Genomic DNA, 12,770 nt, shown 5'->3' with positions numbered 1-12,770 from the left:
GTGAATGCTCGCAACCTGAACACCGTTAACTGGACGAGATGGACTCAAGCTGCTGTAACAACAACGCTGCCTGAGTTCGCGTGCGTACGCCAAGCTTGCGGAAAATCGCCGTGACGTGCGCCTTGATAGTGGCTTCGGAGACGCTGAGTTCTGAGGCAATCTGCTTGTTCAGCAGCCCCTCACAGACCATCGTCAATACTCGAAACTGCTGGGGCGTGAGGCTGGCAAGGCCAGCGCTTGCAGCCTTCGCTTCATCCGAAACACTGATCACTTCATTGACCTGCGGCGGCCACCAGACGTCGCCATCGAGCACGGTGCGCACCGCCTGCTGAATGACTTCAAGGGGGCTGGATTTAGGAATGAACCCGCTGGCACCAAACTCTCTGGAACGCACCACTATCGACGCCTCTTCCTGAGCCGAAACCATCACCACCGGTATCTGCGGATATTGGCCGCGCAACAGGACCAGCCCGGAGAAGCCATAAGCCCCTGGCATGTTCAGGTCCAGCAGAACCAGATCCCAATCAGCCTTCTCTCCCAGACGGGATTCAAGCTGGGCAATGCTTTCTGCCTCGACGAGCCGCGCTTCAGGCCCCAGGCCAATGCTCAGCGCCTGATGCAGCGCACTGCGAAACAGGGGATGATCATCAGCGATCAGGATGTCGTAGGTCATGTAGTGATCCTGTTTTTATAGTGAGGGCCGACAGAATCGGCCACCCAGCAAGACTGGCGAATGCGCATCGCGACAACCCGAAAAGAGCGTCGGTGCCACACCAGACAAGATGAATCGGCTTCCAGGCGGCGCCAAGCATGCCCAGCAAGACCATGACGGTCAAGCGCGAAGCGTCATTGCCCGAGAACATGGATGGCAATTAGCCCATACAGGGCAGATCCGCAACACTGCGTGATAGAAAGCCTTCAAATAAAAGCCTTCAAATGAGTGTTGGCCGCGTCGTCGGGGTCTATCGGCTTGAGGTACTTGGCACCCAGATAATGAGCGCTGAACACATCCAGATAAGCATCCAGTACACCACTGGCGCAGGTATCCCCGGCCAGCTCCAGACAAAGCGCGGCGACTTCGGCAGTACAGAAGTGATCGTCTCGCCTTGATCGGCGCAAACGGTAACGCGAGATCTGCTCGGGCTCCAGCGTCAACACCGGAAACCTTTCCAGATACGGGCTTTTGCGGAACATCTTGCGCGCCTCGGTCCAGGTGGCATCCAGCAGAATGAACAGTGGGCGCTTGCCATCCATGCGCGACACCTTATTGACCACACGCTCCTCGGCAACGAATTCACCGGGAAAAACGATATACGGCTGCCACTGCGGATCGTCCAGCAAGGCGAGCAATTGCTCGTCGACATCTATTCGCGACCAGCCGAAGGCGTGGGTGTCCTTGATGACATCGGCGATCAGCCAGCCGGTGTTGGTCGGCTTCAAAGGCTCGGTGTCGTACATCAGCAGGCACATGCCTGACTCGGCAGTCACGGCAGGTCGCCACGCGCACAGGCAATAACTGGAGATAACCCGGCAATCCGGACAGCGCGGCGCGCGCGAGCCGCGAGCAATAAAGGGCTTGGTACTGCGGGCCAGACGCTCGTCGCGCAGACGGGAAACGGCATGACTCATTACAGGACACGCCTGCGGGGGGAATACATCGACACCACAAAGACTCGGCAGGATTAAAGTGCGCGCAGTTTATCAGAGCCCCGGCACTTCAACCCGCTTTCGGTCCTCGAGCTGTTCCCGCTTCAGAGAGACCGTGTTGAAACGGGTACAGCCCCTAGGCCCGATGAAGACTCCTGCTCTATACTGCTGCGCCATTGCAACCCGCGTTATCGGCGGGCTGCCCGGAACGCACTTTGAAGTCGCTGGTCCAACGGCCAGCCACTTAATCAGGAGAGTTTAATGCTGCGCCTTATCGTACCCACCCTTACGCTTTTGCTCGTTGCTCCGCTATGCGCCCAGGCGGCGTCGAAACAGGAGTTCGAACTCAGCAAGATGCTGGAAAAAGTGGCTAAGGAAAGCAGTGTCGGCACGCCAAGAGCGATCAACGAAGACATCCTCGATCAGGGCTATACCGTCAGTGGCAACGAATTGATCAACCACTTGAGCGTACGCGAAGGTCAGGCCCAGCAAATGCGCGCCAACCCGGACGTGATGCGCAACCAGTTGGGCAACAGCGTTTGCCACAACAACGGTTTCCGCCAGTTGATGACCAAGGGAGCCGTCCTCAAGTATCAGTTCACCGAGTACAAGACCAACCGCCCGGTTGCGACCCAGACCTTTCAGGCGTCGGATTGCACTGTAAAGCCGAAAAAGTAAGCCACCCCGGCACGTAGCCCCCTCCCCGCGCGCCTGTCCCTCAGGCGCGTCAGTTCAGCATCGCTCAATACATCCTGCAACGAATCCGCCCTGGCAATGAACAGGGAATGGGTAGCCTTTCTCTGCAAACCGGGACATCATCGATTCAACACGCCCCACCGGGCCATTGATTCTGCAGGAGGATAAACCCCGAATGCCGTATGTACCTGACGATCTTCTATCCCGACACTTTCAAAGCAACGGTCTCGACCTGACCAGCAAAATTGAAGAGCACATCAACGAGGTTGCTCCTGGTACCAGAAACCTGCCGCTGTATCGCGACATGATGCTCACGGTGCTACGCATGGCCCAGGACGACCGCAATCGCTGGGACGTCAAGATAACGCTGCAAACCCTGCGCGAACTGGACAAAGCCTTTCGGGTGCTCGAGCGCTTCAAGGGCCGCCGCAAAGTCACCGTATTCGGCTCTGCTCGCACCCCTCAAGAGCACCCCCTTTACGCACAGGCCAGAGAGCTGGGCGAAAAGCTTGCCCGCTCGGACATGATGGTCATCACCGGCGCAGGTGGCGGCATCATGGCGGCAGCCCACGCAGGTGCAGGTCTGAAACACAGCCTGGGGTTCAACATTACCCTGCCCTTCGAGCAGCACGCCAACCCTACGGTGGAGGGCACGGAAAACCTGCTGCCTTTCCACTTCTTCTTCACACGCAAGCTGTTCTTCGTCAAGGAAGCCGACGCACTGGTGCTGTGTCCAGGCGGGTTTGGAACCCTGGACGAAGCGCTGGAAGTGCTTACATTGATACAGACCGGCAAAAGCCCTCTGGTGCCCGTCGTGTTACTGGACACCCCTGGCGGCAGCTTCTGGCAAGGTGCACTGGACTTCATCAAAAACCAGTTGCAGGACAACCACTACATTCTGCCAGCCGATATGAAACTGATGAGACTGGTCTACAGCGCCGATGACGCCGTGGAAGAGATCAACCAGTTTTATGGCAACTTCCACTCCAGCCGCTGGCTGAAGAACAAGTTTGTGATCCGCATGCGCCACGCGCTCAGCGCGAAGGCTCTGGAGCACATGCAGGAAGCTTTCGCCGATCTGTGTATCAATGAAAACTTTCATCAGCACAGCTATCAGGGCGAGGAGCACGATGAAGTTCAATTCAGTCACCTGACACGACTTGCGTTTACCTTCACAGGACGCAATCAGGGCAGGCTTCGTGAACTGGTGGACTACATCAATCAACAGGAAAACTGGGAGGACGCCTCAGCGACAAGAGATGGCGCGCAGGATCAAGCGCCACAGAAAACGCTCTGATACCTCAGTCATCCCCGCCACGGCCGCTTAACAAGCGGCCGATCATATCCAGCGGATAGCCGCGATAACTCAGAAACCTTCCCTGCCTGGCTCGCTCACGAGCATCAACAGGCAAAGCACCGGCAAACTTGCGCTGCCAGAGCTCGTGAAGCTTCTCCTGCCAATCCACACCACATTCCCTGAGCGCCTGCTCAATGTCGGCCCGCTGCAAGCCACGCTGATTCAGCTCTTCTCGAATACGAACAGGGCCATAGCCCGAACGTGCCCGATAAGAAACGAAGCTTTCAAGGTAACGGGATTCAGAGAGCAGGCCTTCCTCGACCAGACGGTCGAGTGCTGCATCGATAAGCTCAGGGGGAGCGCCGCGCTGACGCAGTTTACGCGTCAGCTCGACCCGACCGTGCTCGCGACGTGCGAGCAGGTCCATTGCAGTGCGCCTTACGGCGACAGGTGTATCAAGTACGACAGGCATGACTATCAGATATCAGCGTCTGCTTCGGCCATATCATCAGCAACGGCAGCTTCGCGGGAACCGACAGCTTTGGTGTCGACACCAGGGGTGAGCAACTTGTCGCGAATCTGCTTCTCGAGCGCTTTGCAGATTTCCGGGTTATCTGCCAGGAACTTGGCCGAGTTGGCTTTACCCTGACCGATCTTGCTGCCTTGGTAGCTGTACCAGGCACCGGACTTCTCGACAAAGCCATGCAGCACGGCCAGATCGACGATTTCGCCGTTCAGGTAGATACCCTTGCCGTAAAGAATCTGGAACTCGGCCTGACGGAATGGCGGAGCCACCTTGTTCTTCACGACCTTGACGCGGGTTTCGCTGCCGACAACCTCGTCGCCTTCTTTCACTGCGCCTGTACGGCGGATGTCCAGACGTACCGAAGCGTAGAACTTCAGAGCGTTACCACCGGTAGTGGTTTCCGGGCTGCCGAACATCACACCGATTTTCATGCGGATCTGGTTGATGAAGATCACCAGGCAGTTGGCGTTCTTGATGTTGCCGGTGATCTTGCGCAGTGCCTGCGACATCAGACGCGCCTGCAGACCCACGTGCATGTCGCCCATTTCGCCTTCGATCTCTGCCTTAGGCACCAGCGCAGCAACGGAGTCGACAACGATGACGTCGATGGCGTTGGAACGTACCAGCATGTCGGTGATTTCAAGCGCCTGCTCACCGGTATCCGGCTGCGAAACCAGCAGGTCGTCGACATTGACGCCCAGTTTGCCGGCGTATTCCGGATCAAGCGCGTGCTCGGCGTCGACAAACGCACAGGTAGCACCCATTTTCTGGGCTTGCGCGATAACCGACAACGTCAGCGTGGTTTTACCGGAAGACTCTGGACCGTAGATTTCCACGATCCGGCCTTTCGGCAGACCGCCGATGCCCAGTGCGATATCCAGACCCAGCGAACCGGTGGAGATGGCAGGAATAGCCTGGCGATCATGGTCGCCCATGCGCATCACGGCACCTTTACCGAACTGACGCTCGATCTGACCCAAGGCCGCAGCCAAGGCTTTCTTCTTGTTGTCGTCCATTGAAGTCCTCACGTAATCAAATTCAATTAGGGCCTTGATGGCCACAACACCTGTATAAGTAGACAGTATTATTCCACAGCGATGAGCGCGCGCCTACCCCTGTTTTGGCATTTCTCCACGCGCAAGCTGTATAAGCCCTTGCAGCGCGGCTTCGACCGTCTGTCGACGGACCTGATCCCGGTCGCCATCGAACTGGCGACGCTGTGCGACAAGCGCGTCATCCTTGCCCCAACACAGCCATACGGTACCGACCGGTTTATCCGGCGAACCACCGCCAGGCCCTGCAACACCGCTGACTGCGACGGCGAATCGCGCGCCGCTTTCACGCTGCGCACCTCGCACCATGGCTTCGACAACAGGCTGGCTGACCGCCCCGGCCTCTACGAACAGTGCCTCGGGCACGCCCAATTGCCGAGTCTTCTGGGCATTTGAATAAGTCACATAACCCACTTCGAACCACGCCGAGCTGCCGGCGATGCGTGTGATCGCTTCGGCGATTCCGCCTCCCGTGCAGGATTCGGCGGTGGTCACTTGAGCGCTCATTGCGTCGAGAAGCCTGCCAAGTGTATCGGCCAGCCCGGTTATCTCGTCCACGGTGTCCTCGTTCATGCTGGAAGCCTGTAAAAGTGATTCCTGAGACAAAGCAGCCACCTTGAAGCGGGTCTGCCATTGCCGGTTTATCGCGCATCTTTCCTGCGTTCCGGCTTTTTGACCGTTTCGACCGTCGTTTCTCTCGGCCTTTTTCTGGCTTCTTCCAGCGGGATGAAGCGACCGTTGACGGAATCCCTTGCTCGTTTGTTTTTCATATAAAAGTCCTTTTTTATAGCGTGCCGCCCGGTTATCGAGTAGCCGCGATGAAAGTCTATACGCCAAATCGAGGTTCATGGCTGTCAGGAAACGCCCGGTCACCAATAAGCGGAAGGTACGCTGTAACTGCACCGCCTGATTGAGCGTGATAACCTTGCGACCATCGCACATACCCGGCAGACGCCCCTCGATTCAAGGAGGGACCACCCGTCATGCCTCAAGGTTGCCTCACTCCTCTCAAGAACTTGCCTAAGCCACTGATGAATAAAGCAATTTCCGACCTCTCCTCACATACCCCCATGATGCAGCAGTACTGGAAACTCAAAAACCAGCATCTGGATCAACTGATGTTTTATCGCATGGGCGATTTCTACGAGATCTTCTACGAAGATGCGAAGAAAGCCGCCAAGTTGCTGGACATCACCCTGACCGCGCGCGGTCAGTCGGCAGGCCAGAGCATCCCCATGTGCGGGATTCCTTATCACGCCGCCGAAGGCTATCTGGCCAAACTGGTTAAGCTGGGCGAATCGGTCGTGATCTGTGAGCAGATCGGCGACCCGGCCACCAGCAAGGGCCCGGTGGATCGTCAGGTGGTCCGCATCATTACGCCCGGAACCATCAGCGACGAGGCCTTGCTCGATGAGCGCAGGGATAACCTGATTGCCGCCGTACTGGGTGACGAACGCCTGTTCGGCCTTGCCGTGCTGGACATTACCAGCGGCAACTTCAGTGTGCTGGAGATCAAGGGCTGGGAGAATCTGCTGGCCGAGCTTGAACGCATCAACCCGGTCGAGCTGTTGATTCCGGACGACTGGCCGCAAGGTCTGCCTGCCGAAAAACGCCGTGGTGCGCGACGTCGTGCGCCGTGGGATTTCGAGCGCGACTCAGCCCATAAAAGTCTGTGTCAGCAGTTTTCAACCCAGGACCTGAAGGGTTTTGGTTGCGAAAACCTGACACTCGCCATCGGTGCTGCGGGCTGCCTGCTCAGCTACGCCAAGGAAACCCAGCGTACCGCCCTGCCCCACTTGCGCAGCCTGCGTCACGAACGCCTCGACGACACGGTAATCCTCGATGCCGCCAGTCGGCGCAACCTGGAGTTGGACACCAACCTGTCCGGTGGCCGCGACAATACGCTGCAATCGGTCATGGACCGTTGCCAGACGGCGATGGGAACGCGGCTGCTGACCCGCTGGCTGAACCGGCCGTTGCGCGACCTGACGATTCTTCAGGCACGCCAGACGTCCATTACCTGCTTTCTGGAGCGCTACCGCTTCGAGAACCTGCAGCCTCAGCTCAAGGAAATCGGCGACATCGAGCGGATTCTGGCGCGTATCGGCCTGCGTAACGCTCGGCCACGGGACCTTGCCCGTCTGCGCGATGCCCTGAGCGCTCTGCCCGAACTGCAACAGGCGATGACCGATCTTGAAGCGCCGCACCTGCAACAACTTGCGCAGACAGCCAGCATCTATCCGGAACTCGCTGATCTGCTGCAGCGCGCGATCATCGACAATCCGCCTGCCGTGATACGCGACGGCGGTGTTATGAAGACTGGTTACGACGCTGAGCTGGATGATCTGCAATCGCTGAGTGAAAACGCCGGTCAGTTCCTGATCGATCTGGAAGCCCGCGAAAAGGCCCGTACCGGTCTTGCCAACCTGAAAGTCGGTTACAACCGCGTGCACGGCTACTTCATCGAGTTGCCGAGCAAACAGGCCGAGCAGGCCCCGGCTGATTACATACGCCGCCAGACCCTCAAGGGGGCCGAGCGCTTTATCACGCCCGAGCTCAAGGAATTCGAAGACAAGGCGTTGTCAGCCAAAAGCCGCGCACTGGCACGTGAAAAGATGCTCTACGAAGCGCTGCTTGAAGACCTGATCGGCCATCTAGCGCCGCTGCAGGATACGGCAGCGGCGCTGGCTGAACTGGACGTGCTGAGCAACCTTGCAGAGCGCGCGCTGAATCTGGACCTCAACTGCCCACGGTTCGTTGCCGAACCCTGCATGCGCATCGAGCAGGGCCGTCACCCGGTCGTAGAGCAGGTACTGAGTACCCCGTTTGTCGCCAACGACCTGGCGCTGGACGACAGCACGCGCATGCTGGTCATTACCGGCCCGAACATGGGCGGTAAATCGACCTATATGCGTCAGACGGCGCTGATTGTACTGCTGGCGCATATCGGCAGTTTCGTGCCCGCTGCCAGCTGCGAACTGTCGTTGGTCGACCGGATCTTCACCCGTATCGGCTCCAGCGACGACCTGGCCGGTGGACGCTCGACGTTCATGGTCGAAATGAGCGAAACGGCAAACATCCTGCACAATGCAACTGACAAAAGCCTGGTGCTGATGGACGAAGTCGGACGTGGCACCAGTACCTTCGACGGCCTTTCGCTGGCTTGGGCAGCGGCGGAATGTCTGGCGCAACTGCGTGCTTATACACTGTTCGCGACGCACTATTTCGAGCTGACAGTGCTGCCGGAAAGCGAACCGCTGGTGAGCAATGTGCACCTGAACGCCACTGAGCATAACGAGCGCATCGTTTTCCTGCACCGCGTACTGCCAGGGCCTGCGAGCCAGAGCTACGGTCTGGCCGTGGCGCAACTGGCCGGCGTGCCGGGCAAGGTCATCAGCCGCGCCAAGGAACACTTGCAGCGTCTGGAAACCACCAGCCTGCCGCACGAGCAGCCGCGCGCCAAACCCGGCAAGCCCGCAGTCCCGCAGCAGAGCGATATGTTCGCAAGTCTGCCGCACCCGGTGCTGGACGAGCTGTCGAAGGTCAAGGTCGACGATATGACCCCGCGGCAGGCGCTGGATTTGCTATACACATTGCAAACTCGCCTGTGACGCGAAGCGTTACATACTGTTAGAATCCCGCGCGGTTGGGGACGCTCTCGGCTTTTAGCCTGGTCGAGGCGTTTTTCGAGCCGCGTGAAAATGCAGCGAACCATCGGTAGGTGGCAGGGACAGGTAGCAGACGACGCAGTCTTACCGCTTCAAGGCCACCCACCAAAAGCACGTGTTTTCATAGGGCCGGGAAACCTCCCGAACCTGGCACCCCTGTCTGGAAGGGCTCTGCCGCAGCCGCCTGAGGAGAAAATTAGAAATGACCTTCGTCGTCACCGACAACTGCATCAAGTGCAAGTACACCGACTGCGTAGAAGTCTGTCCGGTGGACTGCTTTTACGAAGGCCCGAATTTCCTGGTGATCCACCCGGACGAGTGCATCGACTGCGCGCTCTGCGAGCCTGAGTGCCCTGCCGTGGCCATTTACTCGGAAGACGAGATTCCCGCTGGCATGGAAAACTTCATCGAGCTCAACGCTGAGCTTGCCGAAGTCTGGCCCAATATCACCGAAAAGAAAGACGCTATGCCGGATGCGGCAGAGTGGGATGGCAAACCCGGCAAGATCGCTGATCTGGAACGCTAGATTCCAGACAGACAAAAGGCCCCCGAGAGGGCCTTTTTTGTTGGACAGTCCGGTTTTCTGCAGACAAAAAAAGGGGCGGTATGACCCGCCCACATTTTATCCCTGATCCCTGTATTCCCTGGTCATCATCCTGATGAATCGCATCCCGCGATGTCCTTGACCGTCGTCCTTGATGGCCTGTGCCTGTCCGTTGGCACAGCTTCGATATTAGAGATTTACCCCGGCAGAGCAACACCTCAAACGCTCCAGGATATTTCCATGACAATCGCCTTCGAAAATATAATTTCCATTTAAAACAAGGTGTTAAATCCTAAAACGCAGCTGTTTGGCGACAAGCCTCACTCTTGTTACCTGAATGACTTACAGCAACCGTACGCAATGACTTACAGGCTTTGAAAGCTGAAAGGCCGAGCAGACGCATTGACCTACGACATTCAAATGACGAAAGACTATAAAAAGGCCGATATACACAGTCTGTGTTATATCGGCCCTGGATTGACGTTACGAAGAGAGGGTTACTGGAAGAGAGACTCGCTGGACAGCCCGTTCTTTTCAAGGATCTCACGCAGGCGCTTGAGCCCTTCAACCTGGATCTGCCTGACCCGCTCACGCGTCAGACCGATCTCAAGCCCTACATCTTCAAGTGTGCTGCTTTCATGCCCGCGCAAGCCAAAGCGGCGGATGACGACCTCGCGCTGCTTCTCGGTCAACTCAGACAACCATTGATCGATGCTCTGGGACAGGTCATCGTCCTGCAGTAACTCACAGGGGTCGGTTGGACGATCGTCGGTCAAGGTGTCGAGCAGGGTCTTGTCCGAATCAGGCCCCAGCGAGACGTCCACCGAAGAGACACGCTCGTTGAGGCCGAGCATGCGCTTGACTTCACCTACCGGTTTTTCCAGCAGATTGGCAATTTCTTCGGGAGAAGGTTCGTGATCCAGCTTCTGGGTGAGCTCTCGGGCCGCGCGTAGATAAACGTTCAGCTCCTTGACGACGTGAATCGGCAGCCGGATGGTCCGGGTCTGATTCATGATCGCGCGTTCGATGGTCTGACGAATCCACCAGGTGGCGTAGGTAGAAAAACGAAAGCCTCGTTCAGGGTCGAATTTTTCAACCGCCCGAATCAACCCCAGGTTGCCCTCCTCGATCAGGTCAAGCAATGACAGCCCACGATTGACATAGCGTCTGGCAATTTTCACTACCAGACGCAGATTGCTTTCAATCATGCGCTTGCGCCCGGCCGGGTCTCCACTTTGCGACAGACGCGCAAAATGAACTTCTTCTTCCGGGGACAGCAGAGGAGAAAAACCGATTTCATTGAGGTACAGCTGGGTAGCATCAAGCGCCCGCGCGTAGTCAATGTACTTGTGTTGTTTGAGCGATGTTGAATGCTTGACCTTGGCGCGTCCGGAGGCAGCGGGTGGCTGCTTCTCGTTTGACGCTTCCTTCAGGACAATGCCGGCTTCCATAAGGAGCACTTCATCATCGATGTCAAACTCCGGCGCTTCGTTGCCAAGAGCCATTGTTTTAGTCCTTTGGTGAGTTCGACCTCAAGCTCCAGTATCGCCTGATTCCATGGCAACACTTGAGCCTGTTCCTAATACGCCCGGAACAGGCTGGCAACTATCAACGACGTGGCAAAAATCCCAATGGATCTACAGGTTTCCCTTGGCGGCGAATCTCAAAATGCAGTTTCACCCGGTCAGTTCCTGTTGACCCCATCTCGGCAATCGTTTGCCCTGCCTTGACCTGTTGACCTTCCCGTACCAAAAGCCTGCGATTATGACCGTAGGCACTGACGTAGGTATCGCTGTGTTTGATGATGATCAATTCGCCGTAGCCCCGTAATCCACTTCCGGCGTAAACAACTGAACCATCAGACGCTGCCAAAACAGGCTGTCCCAAATCACCAGCGATATCAATTCCTTTATTCAAACTGCCGTTTGAGGAAAATTTTCCTATCAAAATGCCACTTGAAGGCCAGGTCCAACCCGTCGGAGACTTACCGGCCGGGCCTGTCCCGGTGGTCGCAGAAGGAGGTATTACCACAGGTACAACGGCAACAGGCTTGGAAATAACCGTAGTTTTGACGGACCCGGAACTGCTGGTGCTGGTTGATGTAGAGGTCACCGGACGTCCTGCGCCAGAAGTCGACGCTACGTCCTGCGTTGAAGAGGAGCGCCCGTCAAAGCGAATTGTCTGACCTGGCTTGATGGTAAACGGCTCGGGGATCTGATTACGGGCAGCCAGCGCTTTCCAGTCCCAGCCGTAACGGAATGCAATAGAAAAAAGCGTGTCACCGCGCCTGACCACGTATTGGCCGGTGGTTACCGTCGGGCGCTGGGCAACGGCATTACCGTTACGATCAACGACACGAACACCGCCTGAAGGCGTGCTGGAGCAGCCGACCAAAAGGACACTGAGAGCAATGCCAATCACCAGACGCTGATAACTTCTTGAAGACCTGAGCTGCTGAATGACTGTGAGACTCACCCGCCACTCCCTTTACTGGTGACTGAATTCAAAAAAGATGCCTATTGTGCCGTAATAGCGACGGGCAGCCAGTGATTAACCGTTGAAAAAACGTTGTTATGTATCAATCAGCTACATGGAATGATGCCATCAGGCCATTCAACATTCCGGGCCGCGCGCTGTAGACCAATGACTGAAGCCAGAATTCACTGTTTACCGAAGACAATCTTCACGCGATTGGCCCGTTGAGCAGTGGCACGAAGCGCACAGCCCCCAGTACGTGCCGGGAAAAACCGTTTTCTTCACGGATGATCAGCATCAATTGCTGAACCTCTCCCGAACCCACCGGTATGACCAGCCGACCTCCAGGTGCCAGTTGATCAAGCAGCGCCTGCGGTACGTCGGTTGCCACTGCCGTGACGATAATGCCGTTATAAGGTGCCAGAGCAGGCCAGCCTTCCCAGCCGTCGCCCCAGCGGAAAACCACATTACGCAGATTGAGCTCGACCAGACGCTCCTTGGCGCGGTCCTGAAGGACTTTGATACGCTCGACCGAAAATACACGCTCCACCAGTTGCGCCAGCACCGCGGTTTGGTAGCCCGACCCTGTACCGATCTCCATGACCTTGTCCAGCGGACCTGCTGCCAATAGCAGCTCGCTCATCCGCGCGACCATGTAAGGCTGGGAGATCGTCTGGTTGTGGCCGATGGGCAGCGCTGTGTCTTCATAAGCGCGATGCGCCAGCGCTTCATCGACAAACAGATGCCGGGGCGTCTTGCGAATGACGTCCAGCACCCGCTGGTTGGAAATACCCTCTTCGCAGAGGCGCTGGATCAGACGTTCACGGGTGCGCTGCGAGGTCATCCCGATCCCGCGACGCAATAG

The 12,770-nt window shown here is 57.1% G+C and carries 13 protein-coding genes; 4 read left to right on the top strand and 9 right to left on the bottom strand.

Annotation, left to right across the window (positions count from 1 at the left end; genetic code table 11):
• Window positions 1-25: 25 nt before the first annotated feature.
• Together erdR and LJU29_RS08165 are read right to left on the bottom strand one after the other, a co-directional pair.
• Window positions 26-673 carry a response regulator transcription factor ErdR gene (erdR, locus tag LJU29_RS08170; RefSeq protein ID WP_002554683.1) on the bottom strand — a complete coding sequence of 216 codons (648 nt, stop codon included), beginning with the start codon at window positions 671-673 and terminating at the stop codon, window positions 26-28.
• Between the two features lie 245 nt (window positions 674-918).
• A complete protein-coding gene (locus tag LJU29_RS08165) occupies window positions 919-1,629 on the bottom strand; it encodes a tRNA-uridine aminocarboxypropyltransferase (protein WP_257112028.1) in 711 nt (236 codons plus the stop codon).
• 279 nt (window positions 1,630-1,908) lie between these two features.
• Here LJU29_RS08165 and LJU29_RS08160 point away from each other — a divergent pair, with 279 nt between their 5' ends.
• Window positions 1,909-2,325, top strand: a complete 417-nt coding sequence (locus LJU29_RS08160; protein ID WP_002554685.1) for a quorum-sensing-regulated virulence factor family protein — start codon at window positions 1,909-1,911, stop codon at window positions 2,323-2,325.
• A 193-nt stretch (window positions 2,326-2,518) separates the two neighbouring features.
• On the top strand, window positions 2,519-3,640 hold the full coding sequence (locus LJU29_RS08155; protein ID WP_002554686.1) for an LOG family protein: 1,122 nt from the start codon (window positions 2,519-2,521) through the stop codon (window positions 3,638-3,640).
• 4 nt (window positions 3,641-3,644) lie between these two features.
• On the opposite strand, the gene recX is transcribed toward LJU29_RS08155, so the two are convergent.
• The 4 genes from recX to LJU29_RS08135 all read right to left on the bottom strand — a co-directional run bounded on the left by recX (window position 3,645) and on the right by LJU29_RS08135 (window position 5,988).
• Window positions 3,645-4,112, bottom strand: a complete 468-nt coding sequence (gene recX, locus LJU29_RS08150; RefSeq protein ID WP_005743450.1) for a recombination regulator RecX — start codon at window positions 4,110-4,112, stop codon at window positions 3,645-3,647.
• A 5-nt stretch (window positions 4,113-4,117) separates the two neighbouring features.
• Window positions 4,118-5,182 (bottom strand): recombinase RecA, encoded by a 1,065-nt coding sequence (recA, locus tag LJU29_RS08145; protein ID WP_004657925.1) that lies wholly within the window; start codon window positions 5,180-5,182, stop codon window positions 4,118-4,120.
• Between the two features lie 93 nt (window positions 5,183-5,275).
• The gene (locus LJU29_RS08140; protein ID WP_495629094.1) at window positions 5,276-5,776 is read right to left on the bottom strand and encodes a nicotinamide-nucleotide amidohydrolase family protein; all 501 of its coding nucleotides are present in this window, start codon (window positions 5,774-5,776) and stop codon (window positions 5,276-5,278) included.
• Between the two features lie 83 nt (window positions 5,777-5,859).
• The gene (locus tag LJU29_RS08135) at window positions 5,860-5,988 is read right to left on the bottom strand and encodes a hypothetical protein (RefSeq protein ID WP_255872123.1); all 129 of its coding nucleotides are present in this window, start codon (window positions 5,986-5,988) and stop codon (window positions 5,860-5,862) included.
• Window positions 5,989-6,261: 273 nt separating this feature from the next.
• Between LJU29_RS08135 and mutS the strand changes: the two genes are divergently transcribed.
• Both mutS and fdxA read left to right on the top strand, forming a co-directional pair.
• A complete protein-coding gene (gene mutS, locus LJU29_RS08130; protein ID WP_257112701.1) occupies window positions 6,262-8,829 on the top strand; it encodes a DNA mismatch repair protein MutS in 2,568 nt (855 codons plus the stop codon).
• 259 nt (window positions 8,830-9,088) lie between these two features.
• On the top strand, window positions 9,089-9,412 hold the full coding sequence (gene fdxA, locus LJU29_RS08125) for a ferredoxin FdxA (protein WP_004657930.1): 324 nt from the start codon (window positions 9,089-9,091) through the stop codon (window positions 9,410-9,412).
• A gap of 515 nt (window positions 9,413-9,927) precedes the next feature.
• On the opposite strand, the gene rpoS is transcribed toward fdxA, so the two are convergent.
• The 3 genes from rpoS to LJU29_RS08110 form a co-directional block, all read right to left on the bottom strand.
• Window positions 9,928-10,935 carry an RNA polymerase sigma factor RpoS gene (gene rpoS, locus LJU29_RS08120; RefSeq protein WP_005760244.1) on the bottom strand — a complete coding sequence of 336 codons (1,008 nt, stop codon included), beginning with the start codon at window positions 10,933-10,935 and terminating at the stop codon, window positions 9,928-9,930.
• A 103-nt stretch (window positions 10,936-11,038) separates the two neighbouring features.
• Window positions 11,039-11,905: a peptidoglycan DD-metalloendopeptidase family protein gene (locus tag LJU29_RS08115; RefSeq protein ID WP_002554701.1), complete on the bottom strand. Its 867-nt coding sequence runs from the start codon at window positions 11,903-11,905 to the stop codon at window positions 11,039-11,041.
• Window positions 11,906-12,113: 208 nt separating this feature from the next.
• Window positions 12,114-12,749, bottom strand: a complete 636-nt coding sequence (locus tag LJU29_RS08110; protein WP_002554702.1) for a protein-L-isoaspartate(D-aspartate) O-methyltransferase — start codon at window positions 12,747-12,749, stop codon at window positions 12,114-12,116.
• Between the last annotated feature and the right edge of the window lie 21 nt (window positions 12,750-12,770).

Origin of the sequence: Pseudomonas ficuserectae, assembly GCF_024584585.1 — a bacterium.
Lineage (GTDB): Bacteria > Pseudomonadota > Gammaproteobacteria > Pseudomonadales > Pseudomonadaceae > Aquipseudomonas > Aquipseudomonas amygdali.
This window is presented reverse-complemented; position numbering and strand designations above follow the sequence as displayed.

Excerpts from the sequence above, each read along its gene's own strand:
- erdR (WP_002554683.1), bottom strand. The coding sequence starts at position 673 with ATGACCTACGACATCCTGATCGCTGATGATCATCCCCTGTTTCGCAGT.
- LJU29_RS08165 (WP_257112028.1), bottom strand. The coding sequence starts at position 1,629 with ATGAGTCATGCCGTTTCCCGTCTGCGCGACGAGCGTCTGGCCCGCAGT.
- LJU29_RS08160 (WP_002554685.1), top strand. The coding sequence starts at position 1,909 with ATGCTGCGCCTTATCGTACCCACCCTTACGCTTTTGCTCGTTGCTCCG.
- LJU29_RS08155 (WP_002554686.1), top strand. The coding sequence starts at position 2,519 with ATGCCGTATGTACCTGACGATCTTCTATCCCGACACTTTCAAAGCAAC.
- recX (WP_005743450.1), bottom strand. The coding sequence starts at position 4,112 with ATGCCTGTCGTACTTGATACACCTGTCGCCGTAAGGCGCACTGCAATG.
- recA (WP_004657925.1), bottom strand. The coding sequence starts at position 5,182 with ATGGACGACAACAAGAAGAAAGCCTTGGCTGCGGCCTTGGGTCAGATC.
- LJU29_RS08135 (WP_255872123.1), bottom strand. The coding sequence starts at position 5,988 with ATGAAAAACAAACGAGCAAGGGATTCCGTCAACGGTCGCTTCATCCCG.
- fdxA (WP_004657930.1), top strand. The coding sequence starts at position 9,089 with ATGACCTTCGTCGTCACCGACAACTGCATCAAGTGCAAGTACACCGAC.
- rpoS (WP_005760244.1), bottom strand. The coding sequence starts at position 10,935 with ATGGCTCTTGGCAACGAAGCGCCGGAGTTTGACATCGATGATGAAGTG.
- LJU29_RS08110 (WP_002554702.1), bottom strand. The coding sequence starts at position 12,749 with ATGACCTCGCAGCGCACCCGTGAACGTCTGATCCAGCGCCTCTGCGAA.